This is a genomic window from Streptomyces sp. NPDC048196 (assembly GCF_040652715.1).
Classification (GTDB): Bacteria; Actinomycetota; Actinomycetes; order Streptomycetales; family Streptomycetaceae; genus Streptomyces; species Streptomyces siderophoricus.
Map to the genome: position 1 here is coordinate 490,286 of NZ_JBEZMM010000001.1, position 18,570 is coordinate 508,855.

Consider the following 18,570-nt stretch of genomic DNA (forward strand, 5'->3'; position numbering starts at 1 on the left):
GAGCACAGACAGCGAGGCCGCGCCCGCCTCACCGGGGCCGATGCGCGTTGAGCCGGGCGGCCTGGCGCGTCAGGTGGTTGCGCTCGGCGAGGTTGGGTGCCTGGTGGGCCGCCTCGGCGTACAGCCGGGCCGCCGTCGTCAGGTCGCCGGCACGCTCGTGGAGGTACGCCGCCACCGCGGTGTGACGGGGCAGTGAGCCGTCCAGCTCCGCGAGCGCCGCCAGACCGGCGTGTGGTCCGTCGGCCTCGCCGACGGCGACCGCACGGTTGAGCCGGACGACCGGGCTGTCGGTCAGGCGCGTGAGCTCGTCGTACCACTCGACGATCTGCACCCAGTCGGTCTCCTCGGCGGTGGGCGCGTCGGCATGGAGGGCGGCGATGGCGGCCTGGGCCTGGAACTCGCCCAGCCGGTCGCGGGCGAGGGCCGCCTGCAGGATCGCGATGCCCTCGGCGATCGACTGCGTGTCCCACCGGCCGCGGTCCTGCTCGGCGAGCGGCACCAGGCTGCCGTCCGGCGCGGTCCGGGCGGCGCGGCGGGCGTGGTGGAGCAGCATGAGGGCGAGCAGCCCCGCCACCTCGGGGTGGTCGACCTGCGCCGCGAGCTGCCGGGTGAGTCGGATGGCCTCGGCGGCGAGGTCGACGTCGCCGGAGTAGCCCTCGTTGAAGACCAGGTAGAGGACGCGCAGCACGGTGGCGACATCGCCGGGCTGGTCGAGCCGCACGCCGGCCACGGTGCGCTTGGCCCGGCTGATGCGCTGCGCCATGGTCGCCTCGGGCACCAGGTAGGCCTGGGCGATCTGGCGGGTGGTGAGCCCGCCGACGGCACGCAGCGTGAGCGCGACCGCGGACGACGGCGTCAGTGACGGGTGGGCGCACAGGAAGTAGAGCTGGAGCGTGTCGTCCACGGAGGGTGTGGGGCCGGGCGGCGGTTCCTCGTCCACCAGGTCCTCACGCCGGCGGCGGGCGGCGTCCGAGCGGGCCTGGTCGAGGAACTTCCGCCAGGCCACGGTGACCAGCCAACCCTTCGGGTCTTGAATGGGGTCTCCCCTGTTCGAGCGAAGCCGAGAGCTTGGGGAAGGGGCGGCCGGCCAGACGCGGACCGCCTCGACCAGCGCTTCCTGCACGGCGTCCTCGGCCGCCGCGAAGTCGGCTCCGCGGCGGACGAGGATGGCGAGCACGCTCGGTGTGAGGCTCCGGAGCAGGGCCTCGTTCATCGGAGCCACCTAAAAGGCACGTGGGGTGTCTGGGGCACCTGAGAGGTCACTCCGTGATGGTGGGCGGGGCGGCCAGGAACGGGCGCACCTCAAGCCACTCGTGGATCGGCTTCCCGCCCGCCCCGGGGGCGGCCGACAGCTCCCCGGCCAGCTCGACGGCGCGCTCATGGCTGTCGACGTCGATCACCATCCAGCCGGCGATGAGGTCCTTGGTCTCGGCGAACGGGCCGTCGGTGACCGGCGGGCGCCCCGCACCGTCGTACCGGACCCACGACCCCTCGGGGGCGAGCGCCTGACCGTCGACGAACTCGCCGGTCTTCTCGAGCCGGGCCGCGAAGTCCTGCATGTACTGCACGTGCGCCGAGACCTCCTCGGGCGTCCACTGATCCATGGGCACGTCGTTGACCGGAGCCGGAGCGCCGCGGTAGTGCTTGAGCAGCAAGTACTTGGCCATGGTGATTCTCCTCGGTGCTGGTGCGACCCATTGTGGTCGCGTTCACCTCGGGGACGGAGCCGGTCCCGGGATCTCGACATCGCCGTCCAAAAAATTTTTGACCCTTGTGGACGAGCCCGGAGGGAACGTCTCGCGGTGCCCGGCTCCCGGGACGCGGGCAGGGGTGGCACGGAACGGGACCAAGTTCTCTCGCCTCCGATGTCACAGACTGCCGGGCCGTCTTGTCTTGAGTAGCGAAGGCAGATGCTCACGACAGGATGGTGATGGTCATGCGGGTGTTCGTGGCAGGCGGGACCGGGGCACTGGGGCGGCGGCTGGTACCGCAACTCCTGGCCCATGGCCACCAGGTGACGGCCACGACCACGAGTGCGGCCAAGCTGGGCCGGCTGGCGCAGCTGGGCGCGGACGGCGTGGTGATGGACGGGTTGGACGCGGCGTCGGTGGGCGAGGCGGTCGCCAAGGCCCGGCCGGAGGTGCTCGTGCACCAGATGACCGCGATCTCCGTGACCCACGCCGGCAAGCCCGACATCAAGCATCCGGACCGTTGGTTCGCCACCACCAACCGGCTGCGCACCGAGGGGACGGACCATCTGCTTGCGGCGGCCGAGGCGACCGGTGTGTCTCATGTCGTCGCCCAGGGTTACGCCTCGTGGAACGGCATCCGCGAGGGCGGATGGGTGAAGACCGAACAGGACCCGCTGGACCTGCTTGAGGGCACGGCGGCGCACATGGGGTTGAAGGCGTTGGGTCGCGTCGAGGACGTGGTCCTCCGGGCCGGCGGCGCGGTGATGCGCTACGGCGCGTTCTACGGGCCGGGAGCCATCGACGATCAGGTCGAGCTGGTCCGCAAGCGGCAGTATCCGCTGGTGGGGCGGGGTACCGGCTACAGCTCGTGGGTGCATCTCGATGATGCGGCGAGCGCCACCGTCCTGGCCGTGGAGCACAAGGCGACGGGCGTGTTCAACATCGTCGACGACGAACCGGCTCCGGCGAGCGAGTGGCTGCCCCACCTGGCGGTGTGCGCGGGAGCGAAGCGGCCGAGGCGCGTCCCGGTGTGGCTGGCCCGGCTGCTGGCCGGGGACCAGGCGGTGGTGATGATGACCGAGGGGCGCGGTTTCTCCAACGCCAAGGCCAAGCGGGAGCTCGGCTGGCAGCTTCGCCATCCGTCATGGCGCCAGGGCTTCAAGGAGGAACTGGCGTGACCGGAAGCATGGCGAAGGCCGAGGAGTTCGAGGAGTTGCGACCACTGCTGTTCTCGATCGCCTACCGGATCCTGGGCAGCGTGACCGAGGCGGAGGACGCTGTTCAGGAGACCTGGCTGCGCTACGAGACGTCCCCGACATCCCCCGTTTCGGCCAAGGCGTTCCTGTCCGCCGTGGTCACCCGCATTTCGATCAACGTGTTGCACTCGGCCCGCGTCCGGCGCGAAGAATACGTCGGGCCGTGGTTCCCCGAGCCGCTGCTCACCGACCCCTACCAGGACCCCGAGCGCTCGGCGGAACTGGCCGACTCGGTGTCGATGGCGGCCCTGCTCCTGTTGGAGCGGCTCACCCCGCTGGAGCGCGCGGTGTTCGTGCTGCGGGAGGTGTTCGAGTTCGGCTTCCCGGACATTGCCTCGGCGGTGGGCCGCTCCCAGGCCGCGTGCCGCCAGCTGGTGGTACGGGCCCGCCGCCACATGCACGCCGGCCGGCCCCGGTTCGAGGCCGACCGGCGCGAGCGCGAGGAACTCGCGGTGCGGTTCTTCGACGCCTTCACCGAAGGGGACATCGACGGGGTACGCGAACTGCTCTCCGCCGATGTGCAGATGGTCGCGGACAGCGGCGGCAAGGCCCCGCAGTGGGCCGGCGGCTTCTTCGGCGCCGACCAGGTGTCCCGGGTGCTCGCCGCCCTCCTCGCGCCGTTCGTCCACATCGGCGGCGCCGTGGAGCCCCACCAGGTGAACGGCCAGCCGGGCGCGATCTTCCGCGACCGCGACGGCAAGGTCATCCACACCTGGACGCTCGACATCCTCGACGGGCAGATCCAGACGATCCGCACGGTGAGCAACCCCGACAAGCTCGGGCATGTGGGCCCCGTAGCGGATGCCTGGGCGGTCCTGCGCGAAGCGCAGCAGGCCCGCCGGGACGCGGACTGACCGACAACACTCAGAACACGGGAATCGGACATGATCAGGATCGGCATCATCATCGGCAGCACCCGCCCGGGCCGCAACGGCGACCGGGTGGCCCAATGGGTACGGGACCTGGCAGCCGAACATGCGGGCGCCGCAGCAGACTTCGAGGTCGTCGACCTGAACGACTACGCGTTGCCGCTGCTGGACGAAGCCGTCCCGGCGGCCAAGGCGCCCGGCCGGCAGCCGCACACCCGGCGCTGGGCCGAGCGGATCGGCTCGTACGACGCCTATGTCGTCGTCACCCCCGAGTGCAACACCGCCCCGCCCGCCGCGCTGACCAACGCCATCGATTATCTCTACGCGGAGTGGGGCGGCAAGCCGGTCGCTTACGTGGGATACGGCGTCTTCGGCGCGGTCATGGCGGTGCAGAAACTGCGTGCCCAGGCGGGCGTGCTGCGGATGGCCGACATCGGGTCCCAGGTGGCGCTGTCGCTGCGCGAGGATTTCGTGGACTTCGCCGACTTCCGGCCAAGGCAGTTGCACACGGCGGAGCTTCACCGGCTGGTCGACGAGCTGCTGGCGTGGGCGCGGGCACTGGCCCCGCTCCGCACGGTTCCCCGGACGGCCTAGCGATCAGGAAGCAGCAGTTGCCATGCACATCACGATCTTCGGGGCCAATGGTCCCACCGGCCGCCGGCTCACCGGCCAGGCACTCGCCGCCGGACATCGGGTCACCGCAGTCGCCCGGCAGCCGCACGCGTTCCCGCTGCAGCACGACCGGCTCGACACAGTCGGTGCCGATGTGCTCGATCCGGTGGCCGTCGACGCCGTCGTGGCGGAGCGGGATGCGGTGCTCTCCACACTCGGCGTCCCCGCCGGAAAGGAGCCCATCAGCACCTACTCGCGCGGAGTGGCCAATATCATCGCCGCGATGACCCGGCATCAGGTACGTCGGCTCACCGTGGTCAGCTCAAGCGGCGTCGATCCGCACCCGTACTCCGACGGCGGACTGCTGTTCAACCGGGTACTTCTGCCCTACGTGACGCGGGTGCTGGGCAAAACGCTGTACGACGACATGCGGCGGATGGAAGCGCTGGTCCGGGCCAGCGATCTGGACTGGACGATCGTGCGCCCGAGCGGTCTGTTCCACCTGTCGTCGGTCACCGACTACACCCTTCTCGAGAGCCACGCCGACGGCAGGTTCACCGCCCGTGTGGACCTGGCCGCCAGCATGCTGGCCCTGCTGGCCAACGACCGGATCTGCGCACCACCGTCAGCGTCATCACCACGGTCGACAACCCCACGCTGCTCCACTGGATTCGCCACGAAGCACTCTCCAAGAGCTGAGCGGATGCGTGCTGTTGGGTTCGCAGTCGCTATCGCTGCCGCTGCCTTTGCCTCGGGTGCGTAGCTGTGGGAATACGGGGCTCGAGAACTGGTGCCCATCTTCGCCCCGTCCGGGGCGAGTTAGCACCTGATCCACATCTTCTGCCTTAAGCGATGACATGCGCAGGCCGTCGGTATATGGTTCGGCCACTGTCACTCAGGGTGTTGCTCTGGCCAACGGTTAATTCGGTGGCCGAACGCTGTCGTGCCCGGGGTGCAGTGCCCTACCCCCCTCATAGCTCTGCCCGCGTGCACCGGCCCCGGTCGTACCTGACCGGGGCCGTGCGCGCCGCAGAAAGGCATGCTCATGTCCCGAATAAGGGTCACCAGACCCGCCGCTCTGACCGCGCTGGCAGGCGTAGGAGCCTGTCTGGCAGTCGTCGTCGTGCCGTCCGCCTTCGCGGGCACGACCACCCCGGCCGGCAGCAGCTGCACCATCCGCCCCGCGGCGAAAAGCTCCGAGGCACCGCTCAGTTGTCTGGGCGTCACCGCTTCTCTCGACCACCTGCCTGCTGTCGGCGAGCAGGCCACCCTCACCGTGAACGTCCAGGCACAGGCCCAGGTCAAGCACGCCGGACTGGCCCTCCAACTGCCGCCCTCGATCCGGATGACCGGCGCGGAATCCGGCTTCGCCGCACCCACGACGGACACCTTCGGCCAGCGCACCAGCCAGACGCTCGCCCTCACCCCCGGCGCCCATGCCCTCAAGCTCAAGGTCAAGGCGGTCGCCGCCGGTCCCGCCCAGATCCAGGCGGACATCAGCGACATCGACCGTCCCGACCCGCGTCGCGCCGGGCACGACTCGTTGGAACTCACCATCGGGACGGCCAAGGGCTCCTCCGACAAGGGCGTCTCGGTCACCAAGGCCGATGCGGCCCCGTCCCACGCCCGTGGGCCCCGGGCCCGCAAGCCACGCCCGGTCGCGCCCAAGGGTCTTGCTCCTGCCCCTGTCTCCGGCCGTGCCTCGGCTGCCAAGGCCCCGGCCTCCCCGCGCGCCGCCGCCGCGGCCGCCGCCAGCGCCCAGGTCTGCGTCAGCGGCACCTTCCGCAACCGCTTCCAGTCCGCCGAGGGCGGCAGTTGGAACGGCAAGGCCAACCGGGACGAGCCGGTCAGCAACGTCAACATCACCCTGTGGGGCAAGCCGACCGCCAACAGCGGTACGCAGCGGCTCGCCACGGGAATGACCGGCAACGGCGACGGCAGGTTCAACCTCTGCTACACCCCGAGCACCTCCGTCACCTCCCAGGCCTGGGTGGAGTTCCGGACACAGGCCGGCCGCATGTGGTCGGTGGTCGACGGCAACGGCCGCCTCTACTCCACGGCCACGTACTCGCTGAACAACATCTCGGGCAGCACCAGCCTGGGCAACGTGTACGCCAACAACGGACAGAGCCGTGCCTGGCACGCCCTCGACACCCTCAACAAGCTGTGGTGGAACCGCGGTGCCACGACCAACTGCTGGACAAGCAGCCAGCAGGACGGCCACTGCACCCCGATCACCGTCCAGTGGTACCCCGGCTCCACCGACGGCACGTACTGGACCACCAACGAAGACAAGATCCACCTTGCGGACAACGACCCCGACTCCGAGCACACCACCATCCACGAGGCGGGCCACGCCCTGATGGGCAAGCTCTACAAGAACTGGTGGCCGAACGTCAGCAACTGCTCGCCGCATTACGTCAATCGCACCTCCTCCACCAGCTGCGGCTGGACCGAGGGCTTCGCCAACGCGGTGGCGTTCCACACCTTCAACGACACCACGTACTACTGGGGCAACGGCAGCTCCATGAACCTCGCCAATGACCGTTCCACGAACGGCATCGACCCGGGCGACGCCTGCGAGGCCCGCGTTGCCACCTCGCTGGTCGACCTGTGGTCCCAGGTCGACGGCGGCTGGACGAAGAGCAACACCATGATGTCCCGCACCTGGCAGTCCAGCTTCCGCGAGTACTTCGTCAACGACCGGCCCGACTACGGCCTGGACAGCGGCTCGACGGCCCGGAACATCCTCTACCGCCACACCATCCAGTACTGATCCTGACTGTTGTCAGCTGGATGGGTCGATGGACCCATGAACCCATGGACCGGGCCGAACAGTCGGCCCGGTCCATGGTCGTGTTTCCACGAAGTGCCCCATGTACGGGGGAGAGGGACGGTCCAGGCCCAGACACTTCGCGCTTCCCCGCATCGACCTGGCGTACCGTGCCCCCTTCCGCCGTACGGCGGAGGCGCACCGGCCTGTGGTGCGATGTGGTGGTACGGGCGCGGGCGGCACGGTGGTGAGCGGCCGGGAATCCCCGGCCGGCGGACCCGATGAGGGGCCGCCCGACGCCACTTCCGTTGGAGGAAGCCATGCTCCACACCCGCGCCCGCATGCGCCGCCCATTCCTCGTCGCCGCCACGGCCCTCATCGTCGGCGCGGCGACCGCACTGACGCTGGGCACCTCGGGCGCCGCCACCGCGGTCGAAGCCGCCGCCGGAGGCCCCGCCATGACCGGGCACCACGCCGCGCGGCACATCGTCGACGAACCACTGCTCAAGGGGTCGGCCAAGCTCAAGCGCCAGCCGGGCGACAACGTCCACTTCACCATTGACGCCCATGGATTCGCCGACAAGGCACGCGGCACCTTCTACGTGAGCCACCACGTCGGCAAGCAGTGGGGCGGCTACTTCAAGGGGCGCATCGACTGCCTGCTGACCGGCGGCCCGGTCGCCGTCGCCACCGGCATCGTGTCCGAGTCGCACTTCCGGGGCGCACCGGGCATGCCGGAAATCGGCGACCTCAAGGGCAAGCGATTCGGCTTCACCGTGCTGGACGACGGCAAGAAGGACCGGCTTGGCTACAGCTGGGCCGTGGACGGCCTGCCGAAGAACAGCGTCGGCAAGTGCCTGGGCTCCGCCCCCTTCGAGACCCTGGAGAAGGGGAACTACACGGTCCACCATTGGATGCCGCCGCGCGAGCCCGCCAAGCACTGAAGGTGACGTGCAGCCCGGCCATTGACGCTACGCCGGCCTGGCCGGGCCTGCCGCCATGCCACCGGAACGGCCTTCAGCGCACGAAAGAGATTTCCGGGAAACGGCGCGAGGGGCCGTCGAGCAGGTCGCTGTGCTGGTGGCGCAGGTGCTTGTCGAAGAAGGCGGCGACGTAGGTGCGTTGGACCTCGATGGAGCGGTTGGGGTCGATCGTACCGAGTGCCTGCTGCATTACTTCCGGGGTGATCCCGAACGCGCCCGGCGCCTGGGGGAACAGGACCTGGTTGTCGACGAAGGAGTTGTGCCCGGAGCCGCGCAGCTTCAGATCGAGCCGCTCTCCGTGCAGGTTTTCCCAGAGCCTCGCCCAGCTCCCGTCGGTGTTGCGGTTGTGGTGCTCGGAACTGAACAGCATGTAGGGGCGGTCGAGCCGCTGGTGTTCCGACCGGCCGAAGAGCTGGCCGTCCAGGTTTACGCCGGCGTCGATCCTGGAGTCCGCCTGCATGGCAGCGGCCACTGATCCGCCGCCGAGGGAAGCGCCGAACATCCCGATGTGCTTCGTGCTCACGGCCTGGGTGAGCCCGTGGGGGAGCGGCTTGTGTTCCACGTCCGGGTTGTGGCCGCGGGCGATCTCGGCCAGCTGGTTGATGACGAAGTGGGTGTCCGCCGCCCGGACGTCGATCAAGTCGCGCGATTTGGTGCCTGGCGGCAGCATGCTCACCTCATGTCGCCCGCCGGGGAACACCACATCGCCGGTGTCGTGGGTGTGGTCGATGGTGACGACCAAGTAGCCGCGGCTGGCCAGGTCCTGAACCAGTGCCGTGCCCGTCGCGCGGTTCCCACGCCCGCCGGGCGAGTACAGCAGCACCGGCAGCTTGCCGAGTTTGCGGTCGACCGGGGCGCCGGTGTGCCCGGCAGTGGTGGGCAGGGTCACCCCACCCGGCAGCACCTGCTGGCTGTTGGGGAGGAGTGCGGCGGGATAGCGGGAGGTGTGTGTGGCCGGGTACCACAGCGAGACCATCAGCTCGCGCTGCTGTGCGGGCACCCACGGATCCATGCGTTTCGTGTCGCGCAGGTGGAGGTCGACCGTCCCGACGCGATGACGACCGGTCGGGGCGGGGAGGGTCAGCTGGCCCGGAGCCGGCGCCACCTTCAAGGACGCCGCCCGACGCGGGTGTTGCGCCACGTCGCCCAAGTTCACCGCGTGGCCCGGGGCTTGCGCCGCGTCGTCCAAGGCCACGAGCTGGCCCGGGGATTGACCCGCGTCGTCCAGGGCCGTCGCCGTGGTCGTGGCTGCACTGGTGGTCCTCTCCGCGGCGGTGGCCGGTGCCACCGCGGCGCCCAGGGCGAGGGTCAGCAGTCCTGTGGTGCCGGCGACCCGGGTGCGCAACCGGCTGTGGCGCCTTCGTGCGTGCTTCATGGGCGGCCCCCTCCATGGTGGTGATCGACATGTGATCAGCGATCGGCTGGCGGTCATCGTATAGGCAGTTTTGCCATGGCCGTGCCAACCCACCGGATAGGGCGGCAAGTTATCCCCATGGTGGTTGGTGAGATGGGCGTTGCTGACGCGTCCAGAAATGCACGGTGGCGGCTTCGAGCCCCGTCCGTTGCCGGCCTCTGCGACCCGCCTTTTCGCGCGGGCTCGTCTGCGTGGGTAGCGCTCTCTCGGTGCCCGGGAAGTTGCCCTGAGGCGAGCGGCGCCGAGTGCTGATACGGGACGCGCAAGGGAGGAAAGCCCTGGTGTGACCCGGTGGAAGTCGCCAGTTCCCGGCAACTCGGCACCCCCGTGGGCCCATCGCAGCAGCAAAGGTCCGAGCCGGCAGAGGGGCGGCGAGAGCGGCTGTTCCGTCGCCTCGGCGCGGGGGCTTCCGGTGCGTCTTCCCCGGTCAGGCGGCCTCTTCCGGAAGGGCTGATTCACGCCATCGTCGGATGGCGGCCCTTGGGCCCGGAATTGCGACTGCGTTGCCCGCCGTTTTCACTGAGCGTTTTTGTTACGCGTCAGTTCGTGATCGCTGGCCCTCGCCGACCGCCCGCCGTGGGCTCACGGATTCCCCGAGAAGGGGCGGTTTCAGGGATGGTCGGCCATGGATGCGCGACTGTGTGTGACGCGGCGAATGCGGACGGAAAGGTATCGACAATTACCCGGACCGCAGCGGGCGTTGGAAATTGCGCCGCGCCGGGACGAGATCCGAGAGGCATAAGCTACCTTTCCTTACGGTGAGTTGAGCGCAGTTCCGCTGGGCCGGTATACAAGGGCCCAGCACGAAAGGCTTGTGCTTATCCCGTGCTCCCCGTATTGATATTGGGCGAGTTGCCGTACGGCCATCCCCCACGTTCCGAGAGGACGCTGTTCTGCACGCTGTTGCCCGCGCGCCCCGTCCGCACCGCACCCGACGCCGCGCCGACATGCCTCTGCTCGGAGGCGTTCGCCCACCGATCGCCGCATTGCTCTGCGCCCTGCTGGCAGTTGCCGCGTTCACCGCACTCGGTCTCGGTACCGTTCACGAACAGGATGTTCCGCAGGCCTTACGCGACGCCGAACGCCGGATCGCCGAGGATGCCGCCGACTCGGTCGGGACCGCCATCGACACAAGAGCCGCGGCAGTGCGCCACGCTGCGGCGTCCGACGCGCCCGCCGGCAGCCGCACTCCGGCGGCACTGCTGCGGTCCCTTCTCCCGACCGGGCACCCTGCGGGAGGCGGTGTGCTGCTCGACCCGCACACCGGCAGACCGCTGGCGACCAGCGGCGAAACGGTGCCGCTGACCGGCGTGGATGTGCCGGCGCTGATGCGCTCCGGTTCCGCGAAAATCGCCCCCCGACTGGTCCTTTCGAGCCGCGGCGAACCGCGGCTGTTGCTCTTCGCCCGGGTGGCCGCCCCTGCCCCCGGCGCCAAGCAGGACGAGAACAACGACCAGACAGGTGACCAGACCGGTGACCTGAGAGCGGATCGGAACGACGAGGAGAACGAACTCCTCCTCGTCGTCTCGGAAAAGCTCGCTGCGCCGGCGGTGTACGGAGTGGGGCGCACCGGTCAACTGGTGGACCGGGACGGAAAGGTGCTCGCCACCGCCGTCACCCCCGGAACGGCGCCGGCGATCCGAACCGACCACCGTGCTCTGCCGGCCGCCGCGACGAATGCCGCGACCGCCGCGAACGCCGGTCCCCACACCGGCGACGTCTCGGGCAGCGTGGTCGGTGACGGTCACGACGGGCTGCGCGGGGTCACGGGATGGGCATCGGTCGCCGCGGCGGACGGCAAGGGGGACACCTCCGGCCTGGGGCTGACCGTCCTCACGCTCAGGGAGGTGCCCCCGGCGAAGGAGGGAGCCGACCACACGTGGTTCGCCCTCGTCGCCGCGGGTGGGCTGGTGCTGATCGCCGTGCTGGTCACCCTGGTGCTGTGGGGCGGTATGCAGCGTGCGCTGCTGCGGCTGCACCTGTCCGCTGCCCGACTGGCCCGGGCGGCCGGTCACATACCCATGGCCGGCGAGGAGTTGGCGCGGCCGGTGCCGGTCGTCGCGTTCGGCGAGCTCGGCAGGGTCGGCCGGGCACTGGAGTCGATACGTCGCCAACTGCTCGGCGAGACGGGACCGAAACCCGTGCGGCCGGTGCGCCACCGCCCCGGTGTCCGGGCCCTGGTCCTCGTCTGCGCGCTCGTGATCGCCGCGTGGGGGATGCCGCTGCTGTTCCTGCTCAACCGCGTACCGGTGGCCGAGGCCGTACCGCAGGCCACCGTCGCCGACCAGCAGGCACGCACCGAGGCCGCCGCCGACCGGGTGCGGCGGTCCCTCGGCCGTAGCTGCACCGACCTCGCGGCGGCGGCGTCAGCGCTCTCGGGTGCGCCCCGCGAGCGGGCGACGGAGGTGCTGCGGCGCGCACACGCCGACCACCCCACGTTCCGGTCGCTGTACGTCGTGGACCGCACCGGAGCCATCGTGCTCCGGGTGGGCAAGCAGCCCCTGCGTACCCTCGACCACGCACCGTCCGGCGAGGGAATCGCCCAGGTCAACACGTCGGGCCCGATCCCCGCGATCGCCGCCTACGCCCAGGTCCCGGCGGCCCGGAAGGCCAAGGACGCCCAGGGGGCCAGGGACACCAAGGACACCGGGGACGCCGCTCCGGCGGTCGTCGTCGCCGAGATCGGCGTGAACGCGTTGAACTCCCTGGTCGCCCGCGACGGGCTCGGCAGTGTGTGGCTGACCGATGAGCGCCACCGGGTGCTCGCGGCGAGCGTCGGCTTTCAGGCCTTCCAGGCTCTTCCCCACCGGGGCCTCACCCGACTGGTGGCCAGGACCGAGGCGGCACCCGGCAGCACCGGCACCCCGGCAGCGGCCGTACTGCGCGCGGGGGCGGCCCCGGGCGACGGTCCGTCGGTGGCGGCCGCCGCGCCACTGGCACAGAAGGGGCCGATCGCCGGACTCGGCTGGCGGGTGGTCTCCGCCGAGCCCGCCGCAGCGCTCAAACTGGCGGCGTTCCAGCTGCAGGCGCGCACCATGCTGGCCGGTCTGCTCGCGCTGTCCGTGGGGATCGCATGCCTGGGCTGGCTGCACATCGTGGTGGTCAGGCCGCTGCGCGCCGTCACCAGATGCGCGGAGCAACTGGCCGGCGGCGACCGTCGCACCGTGCTGTACCCGGTCCACCACGACGAGTGCGGCTCGGTCACCCGCAGCCTGGAACTGCTCAGGCAGGCGCTGGTGGACCGGGACCGGGGCGGCGGAAGTGCATATGTGGCCACTGTCCCTGCCCCATCATTCCAGCGCGGCGGCCCGCCGCAGCAGTGAAGGATCAACTGACGTGCTTTTCCTCTATGTTGTGCTGCTGTTGAGCTGTGCCGTGCTGCTGGTCGCCGGCGTGCTGGAGCAGCGGCGTCACTACGCCGCGCTGGCGCAAGTACCCACTCGGGTGCTGGTCAACGGCATCCGCGGCAAGAGCTCGATCACCCGGCTGTGCGCGGGCGCGCTGCGCGGCGGCGGACTGGTCACCGTGGCCAAGACCACGGGCACCGCTGCCCGGTTCATCCACCCGGATGCCACCGAGGAGCCGGTGTACCGCAAGTTGGGCATCGCCAACGTCGTCGAGCAGATCGGCATCGTCCGGCGCGCGGCGGCCTACCGGCCGGACGCTCTGGTGATCGAGTGCATGGCGGTGATGCCCGCACTTCAGGAGATCAACCAGGAGAAGCTGATCCGTTCCACCATCGGCGTGCTGTGCAACGTGCGTGAGGACCACCTCGCCGAAATGGGCCCGACATTGGACGATGTGGCGCGTTCCCTGTCCCGGTCGATGCCGGTCGGAGGGGTCTGTGTCACGGCCGAGCAGGAGCGGCTGCACATCCTCCAGGAGGAGGCGGACAAACGGAGCTGCCGCCTGATCGTGGTGGATCCGGAGTCGGTCACGGATGAGGAGCTGCGCGGGTTCAGTTGGTTCACGTTCAAGGAGAACGTCGCCATCGCGCTCGCCGTGGCCCAACTGCTCGGCGTGGACCGGGCCACCGCACTGCGCGGTATGTGGGACGCGCCGCCGGACCCCGGTGTGCTCTCCGTCGAGCGCTACCGCACACCGGACGGCAAACGGCTGCGCTTCGCCAATGTCTTCGCCGCCAACGATCCCGCCTCGACCTTGATGAACGTCCGTCAGCTGGAGGCACTCGGCGCGATCCGCCGCCCGCTGAACGTGGTCATCAACTGCCGGCCGGACCGGATCGAACGCAATGGGCAGATGGGAGCGATCATTCCCGAACTGGACCCGGAGACGGTCCTGCTCATCGGGCATCCGACCAAGAGCGCCCGCGACGGCATCCCGCCGGGCCGGTCGTCGGGGCGCGTGGTGGACCTCGGCGGCGACCGGCGCGACGCACAGGAACTGACCCGCGCCATCCTCGCCGAACTGGGCCCGGATTCCTCGCTGGTGGCCATCGGCAACATCCATGGCCAGGGCGAACTGTTCCTGGAGCACCTCGGCAAGCTGCCCGCTGACGACGCCGACGAGCCGCTTCCGGTCGCGCCCCCGCCCGAGCCGCAGCCGTACCGCTGGGTGGCGTCGCTGAACCGCCCCAGGTCCGGCGCACATCTCCCGAGCCCCGCCGCCGCCCACGCCGACGCCCTGTCCCGGCCGACAAGGAACTCCCTGTGATCCCCGTCAACGTCACCCCGCAGACCATCGCGCTGGGGATAGCCCTCGGACTGGTCTTCTCACTGGTCTGCTATCTGACCACCAACCTCTCTCCCGGCGGCATGATCACCCCCGGCTGGCTGGCGCTGACCCTCGTCACCGATGTCGTCCGGGCCGCCATGGTGATCGGCGTCACCGCGCTCACCTTCCTCGCGACCAAGCTCCTGCAACGCCATGTGATCCTCTACGGGAAGCGGCTGTTCGCCGCCGTGGTGCTGTCCGCGGTGCTGCTCCAGACCACGGTGCTGCTCGCGCTCCAGCACGAGTTCCCGCTCCTTTACACCGCCCAGACCCTGGGCTTCATCGTGCCCGGCCTCATCGCGTATCAGTTGGTCCGCCAACCGCTGGCCGCCACCGTGATCTCCACCACGGCGGTGACCCTCAGCACGTATGTGGTGCTCGTCGCCGGGTTGCTGCTGGGGGCACTGCCCGTCGGCTGAGCTCGCCGTACCGCCACCCGTGCAGCCGACGAACGATCACCGCGCCCCAGCCCGACCTCCCCCTGAGAGACCCGCCATGGCCACCACCGCCCTCCCCCGGCACCCCGCCGGCCGCCGCCGGCGTGCCTCCCGAGGCCGTCAACTGCCTTTTGCCCAGCGTGAGTTGCCCGTCCTCCTGCTCATCCTGGCCACGGCCACGGTGCTCTACGCCTGGGGCATCGACCATGCCGGGGTACACCCGTACTACAGCGCGGCCGCGCGGTCGATGGCGGCGAACTGGCACGCCTTCGTCTTCGGCGGGCTCGACCCGAGCGCTTCGATCACCGTGGACAAGCTCCCCGGTGCGCTGTGGCCGCAGGCCCTGTCCCTCAAGCTCTTCGGCCCGCACAACTGGGCAGTGGTGCTGCCGCAGGTCGTGGAAGGCGTACTGGCCGTCTGGGTGTTGCACAGGATCGTCCGTGCCTGGGCCGGCCCCTGGGCAGGGCTGCTCGCCGCCCTCGTACTCACCCTCACCCCGGTCACCGTCGTACTCGACCGGCACACCATCCCCGACACCCTGCTCGTCCTGCTGCTGCTCCTCGCCGCCGGATCGCTGCAGAAGGCCCTCACCAGCGGGAAGCTGCTGCCGCTGATCGCCTGCGGGACCTGGGTGGGACTGGCCTTCCAGGCCAAGATGCTCCAGGCATGGCTCGTCCTGCCGGTCTTCGCCGCGGTGTACCAGATGGCAGCACCCGGCTCCCGGTGGAACCGGGCCCGGCGGCTGCTGCTCGCCGGGGCCACCGCACTCCTCGTCTCCTGTGCTTGGCTGCTGCTGGTGTGGGCGACCCCCGCACCGAACCGTCCCTACATCGACGGGACCACCAACAACAACCCCTTCACCCTGGTCTTCGGCTACAACGGGCTGAGCCGCTTCGGCCACGACCCGAACGCACTGGGCGCCGTCGCCGGCACCGCGGCCAGCCGCACCACCGACAACACCGGTTGGACCATGCTGGTCAACGAGAGCGTGGGCCCGCAGATCGCCTGGCTCCTGCCGCTCGCCGTACTGGCCTTGGCGCTTGGAGTGTGGTGGCGCCACGGACAACCGCGCACCGACGGGCCGCGGACGGGATTCCTCCTCTGGGGAGGCTGGCTGGCGGTACACGTCGTGGTCTTCAGCAATTCCAACGGCAATCACGGCTACTACACCGCCGTAGTGGCCCCGGCCCTCGCCGCGCTGACCGGTGGCGGAGTCGCCCTCTTCTGGGCCGAGTACCGCGCCGGTGGCCGACGTCGGGTGGCGCTGCCCGTGGCCATCGGGCTCACGGCGCTGTGGGCCGTCGCATTGGAAGGCCCGCACAGCGACTTCGCCCCCTGGCTGCTGCCGATGGTGCTGATGCTCGGTCTGTGCGGGACCGTCGGCCTGTGCACCCGCGGACCACGCACCCCGCGAGGGGCGGTGCACAGTGCCCTGGCGGCGTCCCTCGCGGCCGTACTGCTCGCCCCGGCGGTCTGGGCCACCTCCAGCCTGGACCCGCACTATGCCGGCTCACCGCTGTCGCCGTTGGCCGGACCGGTGGGACCCGACTACCGCGACGGGCCCCACCATCGGGCCACGTTCCGGCGCTACCCCTTGAGCACGCCGTCCGCGCGGGACGCCGCGCTGCTTCAATACCTTGCTGAGCACCATTCCGGGGAGAAGTACCTGCTCGCCACCCAAGCCGCCTACGGCGCCGAGCCCCTGCTGCGCGCCACCTCCCAACCCATCCTGGTCATGGGCGGCTTCACCGGCCTGACGCCCTATCCAGCCGCACGAGAGCTCAGCGCCCTGGTCTCCACCCACCAACTGCGCTACGCCCTGCTGACCACACGCCGCCCGCCCACCCCGGCCTCGGCCTGGGTGAAGAAAAACTGCACCCCCCTCCGCCCCCGCACCTACGGCCGCACCTCGGACGGAAGCTTCACCCTCTACGACTGCGCCCGACAAGCCAACTGAACGCTCCCCGCGGGCCGGCGCCTCGACATGGCATCGCCGCCGACGCGAGGAACAGACTTGTACGGACCCTTACGGACGCTGTCTGCGCCGGCGTGGACAGCGCCCGGCACAAGGCGGCGAGTGCGGGCCCGGAGCCTCTCCGTATGCGCCGGAGGCGTCCGGCGCAGTGCCGCTGACCAGCCCTTTTGCGTCGACCGGCGAACGAGCGCCTTCTGAGGTAGTTTTTTGTTAAATCGCCTTTATCCCGCCTGCCCCGCTCGTCAGCGGGCGGGGAGGCGCGCAAGGAGGTGCGCACCATGCGCACACAACACATCAAGCGCTCACTGGCGGCCGCTGCCGCCGGCGCCCTGCTGGCCGGCGGCGCTGCCATCGGAACGGCCGGCACCGCAACGGCCGCACCGACCGCAGCCCCCACGACCGCGGCGAGCCAGCACGCCAAGTGCGTCTGGCACAAGGGCTACTGGATCAAGCACTGGCAGAAGGGGCACTGGGAGTACCGGTGGCACAACGGGCACTGGAGCAAGTACTGGAAGCCCGGCCACTGGGTGAAGGCCTGGCACAGCGGCTACTACATCTGTAAGCGGTGAGCCGGCCGGCTCACACCTGACCCCTGACGGCGCCGCCCGCGGCGATCTGCGCGAGCGGGCGGCAGGAGGTCAGTCCGACGACGGGTGCGGTGGCACAGCCCCCGACCGCAGCTCGCGTGCCGCCAGCGCCCAGCTGAGCTCAACGGTCGTATCCGGCGAGTCGAGGCGGACGCCGGTCAGTTCCTCGAAGCGCCGGAGACGGTAGCGGACTGTGTTGACATGGACGTGCAAGATCCGCGCGACCTCACCGAAACGCCGCCCCGTCTCCAGGTACAGGCGCACCGACTCCTCGATGAGCGTGCCGAACTCCCCTTCCGCCTCAAGTGGTTGAAGGTAGCGGGCGAGGAGCATTCTGGAGAGTTCCGGCTCGGCGACGACCGCCGCTCGCCAGGACAGATCGCCCAGGTCGTACACGCCGCTCAGGCCGTAGGCACCGGCTGCATCCAGCAAGCGGCCGGCGGTGCGGAACGACCGGTGGGCCTCACCCAGTTCCGCCGGCGGGCCGAGCCCCGCGGTCACCTCCAGTTCGCCGATGACGGGTCTGCCCTCCACGACTCCCGCGATCGTCCCGTCCAGCACGGCGAGCATCGAGGTGCGGCCGTGCGGACGGCACAGCGTCTCCAATGCCTGCTCCAGCCGGTCAAGGCCAAGGCCGCCGCTCGGTACGGCTCGGATGGCCCGGTAGCGCTGCGACGGGTCCAGCCCGTAGATCGCGGCACCGCTGTGGATCTCCACCGTGCTGAGCGTCCCGTAGAGCAGGCCGCGCAGGAAGTCCGCGCGGCGACGGGCGTCGAACCGGGCCGCGGTGACCTCTGCCTGGCGGTGCACCGAGGCGATCTGCAGGCTTTCGGTGTCGGCGAGCTCCCACAGGGCCTTGGTGCGCTCCACGATCAGGAGGGGGTCCACTCCGTGACGGGCCGCTTCCGAGAGGAACAGATCGCGTATCGCTCCCAGGGCCCCTCTGAAGGCGCGCAGTCCGTCGTCGAGCGGCACCCCGCGAGCCGCCCGGTCCCGGGCCACATCCGCCTCGTCGAGGTTCTCGCGCGCGGGCACCCGGCCGTCGCGCAGCACTGCGAGCGCCCGCCTGAAGTGCCGTGCCCACACCTCCTTGAGCAGCTCACGAGGTACGGCGCGGTAGGACGGAATGCGGTCGGTCAGGCTCCTGTGCAACCGATCGCCGACCTCGTCCGCCTGGGCCCGCATGGCGTCGATCACCGTCTCCAGGGCCTCATCGGCGGCCTGCTCTCCAGCCATGGA

At 70.2% G+C, this 18,570-nt stretch carries 15 protein-coding genes; 11 read left to right on the forward strand and 4 right to left on the reverse strand.

Going from position 1 to position 18,570, the window contains the following annotated elements; genetic code table 11:
- Nucleotides 1-28: 28 nt before the first annotated feature.
- Together AB0E02_RS02335 and AB0E02_RS02340 are read right to left on the reverse strand one after the other, a co-directional pair.
- On the reverse strand, nt 29-1,213 hold the full coding sequence (locus AB0E02_RS02335; protein ID WP_362135044.1) for a DUF6596 domain-containing protein: 1,185 nt from the start codon (nt 1,211-1,213) through the stop codon (nt 29-31).
- 46 nt (nt 1,214-1,259) lie between these two features.
- Nucleotides 1,260-1,667, reverse strand: a complete 408-nt coding sequence (locus AB0E02_RS02340) for a YciI family protein (RefSeq protein WP_362135046.1) — start codon at nt 1,665-1,667, stop codon at nt 1,260-1,262.
- Nucleotides 1,668-1,930: 263 nt separating this feature from the next.
- Here AB0E02_RS02340 and AB0E02_RS02345 point away from each other — a divergent pair, with 263 nt between their 5' ends.
- From AB0E02_RS02345 to AB0E02_RS02370, 6 genes are all read left to right on the forward strand, one after another.
- Nucleotides 1,931-2,869, forward strand: a complete 939-nt coding sequence (locus AB0E02_RS02345) for an NAD(P)-dependent oxidoreductase (RefSeq protein WP_362135557.1) — start codon at nt 1,931-1,933, stop codon at nt 2,867-2,869.
- Nucleotides 2,870-2,877: 8 nt separating this feature from the next.
- The gene (locus AB0E02_RS02350) at nt 2,878-3,801 is read left to right on the forward strand and encodes an RNA polymerase sigma-70 factor (RefSeq protein WP_362135559.1); all 924 of its coding nucleotides are present in this window, start codon (nt 2,878-2,880) and stop codon (nt 3,799-3,801) included.
- A gap of 30 nt (nt 3,802-3,831) precedes the next feature.
- Nucleotides 3,832-4,410, forward strand: coding sequence for an NAD(P)H-dependent oxidoreductase (locus AB0E02_RS02355; protein ID WP_362135048.1), 579 nt, complete (start codon nt 3,832-3,834; stop codon nt 4,408-4,410).
- Between the two features lie 22 nt (nt 4,411-4,432).
- On the forward strand, nt 4,433-5,191 hold the full coding sequence (locus AB0E02_RS02360) for an NAD(P)H-binding protein (RefSeq protein ID WP_362135050.1): 759 nt from the start codon (nt 4,433-4,435) through the stop codon (nt 5,189-5,191).
- 282 nt (nt 5,192-5,473) lie between these two features.
- Nucleotides 5,474-7,204 carry a mycolysin gene (locus AB0E02_RS02365; protein ID WP_362135052.1) on the forward strand — a complete coding sequence of 577 codons (1,731 nt, stop codon included), beginning with the start codon at nt 5,474-5,476 and terminating at the stop codon, nt 7,202-7,204.
- Nucleotides 7,205-7,521: 317 nt separating this feature from the next.
- Complete coding sequence (locus AB0E02_RS02370) at nt 7,522-8,145, forward strand: hypothetical protein (RefSeq protein WP_362135054.1); 624 nt, start codon at nt 7,522-7,524, stop codon at nt 8,143-8,145.
- Nucleotides 8,146-8,218: 73 nt separating this feature from the next.
- Here the strand turns inward: AB0E02_RS02370 and AB0E02_RS02375 are convergent, their stop codons facing one another.
- Entirely contained in the window at nt 8,219-9,559 is a 1,341-nt protein-coding gene (locus AB0E02_RS02375; RefSeq protein ID WP_362135056.1) for a hydrolase, read from the reverse strand.
- 986 nt (nt 9,560-10,545) lie between these two features.
- On the opposite strand from AB0E02_RS02375, the gene AB0E02_RS02380 reads away from it, so the two are divergent.
- The 5 genes from AB0E02_RS02380 (at nt 10,546) to AB0E02_RS02400 (ending at nt 17,313) form a co-directional block, all read left to right on the forward strand.
- Entirely contained in the window at nt 10,546-12,921 is a 2,376-nt protein-coding gene (locus tag AB0E02_RS02380; protein ID WP_362135058.1) for a HAMP domain-containing protein, read from the forward strand.
- A gap of 13 nt (nt 12,922-12,934) precedes the next feature.
- Nucleotides 12,935-14,272: a poly-gamma-glutamate synthase PgsB gene (gene pgsB, locus AB0E02_RS02385; protein ID WP_362135060.1), complete on the forward strand. Its 1,338-nt coding sequence runs from the start codon at nt 12,935-12,937 to the stop codon at nt 14,270-14,272.
- On the forward strand, nt 14,269-14,751 hold the full coding sequence (locus AB0E02_RS02390; protein ID WP_030410105.1) for a poly-gamma-glutamate biosynthesis protein PgsC/CapC: 483 nt from the start codon (nt 14,269-14,271) through the stop codon (nt 14,749-14,751). Before pgsB ends, AB0E02_RS02390 begins: the two co-directional genes overlap by 4 nt.
- Before the next feature lie 76 nt (nt 14,752-14,827).
- Complete coding sequence (locus AB0E02_RS02395; RefSeq protein ID WP_362135063.1) at nt 14,828-16,726, forward strand: glycosyltransferase family 39 protein; 1,899 nt, start codon at nt 14,828-14,830, stop codon at nt 16,724-16,726.
- A gap of 296 nt (nt 16,727-17,022) precedes the next feature.
- Nucleotides 17,023-17,313: a hypothetical protein gene (locus AB0E02_RS02400; RefSeq protein ID WP_362135065.1), complete on the forward strand. Its 291-nt coding sequence runs from the start codon at nt 17,023-17,025 to the stop codon at nt 17,311-17,313.
- 69 nt (nt 17,314-17,382) lie between these two features.
- Here AB0E02_RS02400 and AB0E02_RS02405 read toward each other — a convergent pair whose 3' ends face one another.
- Nucleotides 17,383-18,567: a helix-turn-helix domain-containing protein gene (locus AB0E02_RS02405; protein WP_362135067.1), complete on the reverse strand. Its 1,185-nt coding sequence runs from the start codon at nt 18,565-18,567 to the stop codon at nt 17,383-17,385.
- Between the last annotated feature and the right edge of the window lie 3 nt (nt 18,568-18,570).

What these genes read in the sequence shown, in the direction of transcription:
- AB0E02_RS02335 (WP_362135044.1), bottom strand. Translation starts at nt 1,213, where the DNA reads ATGAACGAGGCCCTGCTCCGGAGCCTCACACCGAGCGTGCTCGCCATC.
- AB0E02_RS02340 (WP_362135046.1), bottom strand. Translation starts at nt 1,667, where the DNA reads ATGGCCAAGTACTTGCTGCTCAAGCACTACCGCGGCGCTCCGGCTCCG.
- AB0E02_RS02345 (WP_362135557.1), top strand. Translation starts at nt 1,931, where the DNA reads ATGGTCATGCGGGTGTTCGTGGCAGGCGGGACCGGGGCACTGGGGCGG.
- AB0E02_RS02350 (WP_362135559.1), top strand. Translation starts at nt 2,878, where the DNA reads ATGGCGAAGGCCGAGGAGTTCGAGGAGTTGCGACCACTGCTGTTCTCG.
- AB0E02_RS02355 (WP_362135048.1), top strand. Translation starts at nt 3,832, where the DNA reads ATGATCAGGATCGGCATCATCATCGGCAGCACCCGCCCGGGCCGCAAC.
- AB0E02_RS02360 (WP_362135050.1), top strand. Translation starts at nt 4,433, where the DNA reads ATGCACATCACGATCTTCGGGGCCAATGGTCCCACCGGCCGCCGGCTC.
- AB0E02_RS02365 (WP_362135052.1), top strand. Translation starts at nt 5,474, where the DNA reads ATGTCCCGAATAAGGGTCACCAGACCCGCCGCTCTGACCGCGCTGGCA.
- AB0E02_RS02370 (WP_362135054.1), top strand. Translation starts at nt 7,522, where the DNA reads ATGCTCCACACCCGCGCCCGCATGCGCCGCCCATTCCTCGTCGCCGCC.
- AB0E02_RS02375 (WP_362135056.1), bottom strand. Translation starts at nt 9,559, where the DNA reads ATGAAGCACGCACGAAGGCGCCACAGCCGGTTGCGCACCCGGGTCGCC.
- AB0E02_RS02380 (WP_362135058.1), top strand. Translation starts at nt 10,546, where the DNA reads ATGCCTCTGCTCGGAGGCGTTCGCCCACCGATCGCCGCATTGCTCTGC.
- AB0E02_RS02395 (WP_362135063.1), top strand. Translation starts at nt 14,828, where the DNA reads ATGGCCACCACCGCCCTCCCCCGGCACCCCGCCGGCCGCCGCCGGCGT.
- AB0E02_RS02400 (WP_362135065.1), top strand. Translation starts at nt 17,023, where the DNA reads ATGCGCACACAACACATCAAGCGCTCACTGGCGGCCGCTGCCGCCGGC.
- AB0E02_RS02405 (WP_362135067.1), bottom strand. Translation starts at nt 18,567, where the DNA reads ATGGCTGGAGAGCAGGCCGCCGATGAGGCCCTGGAGACGGTGATCGAC.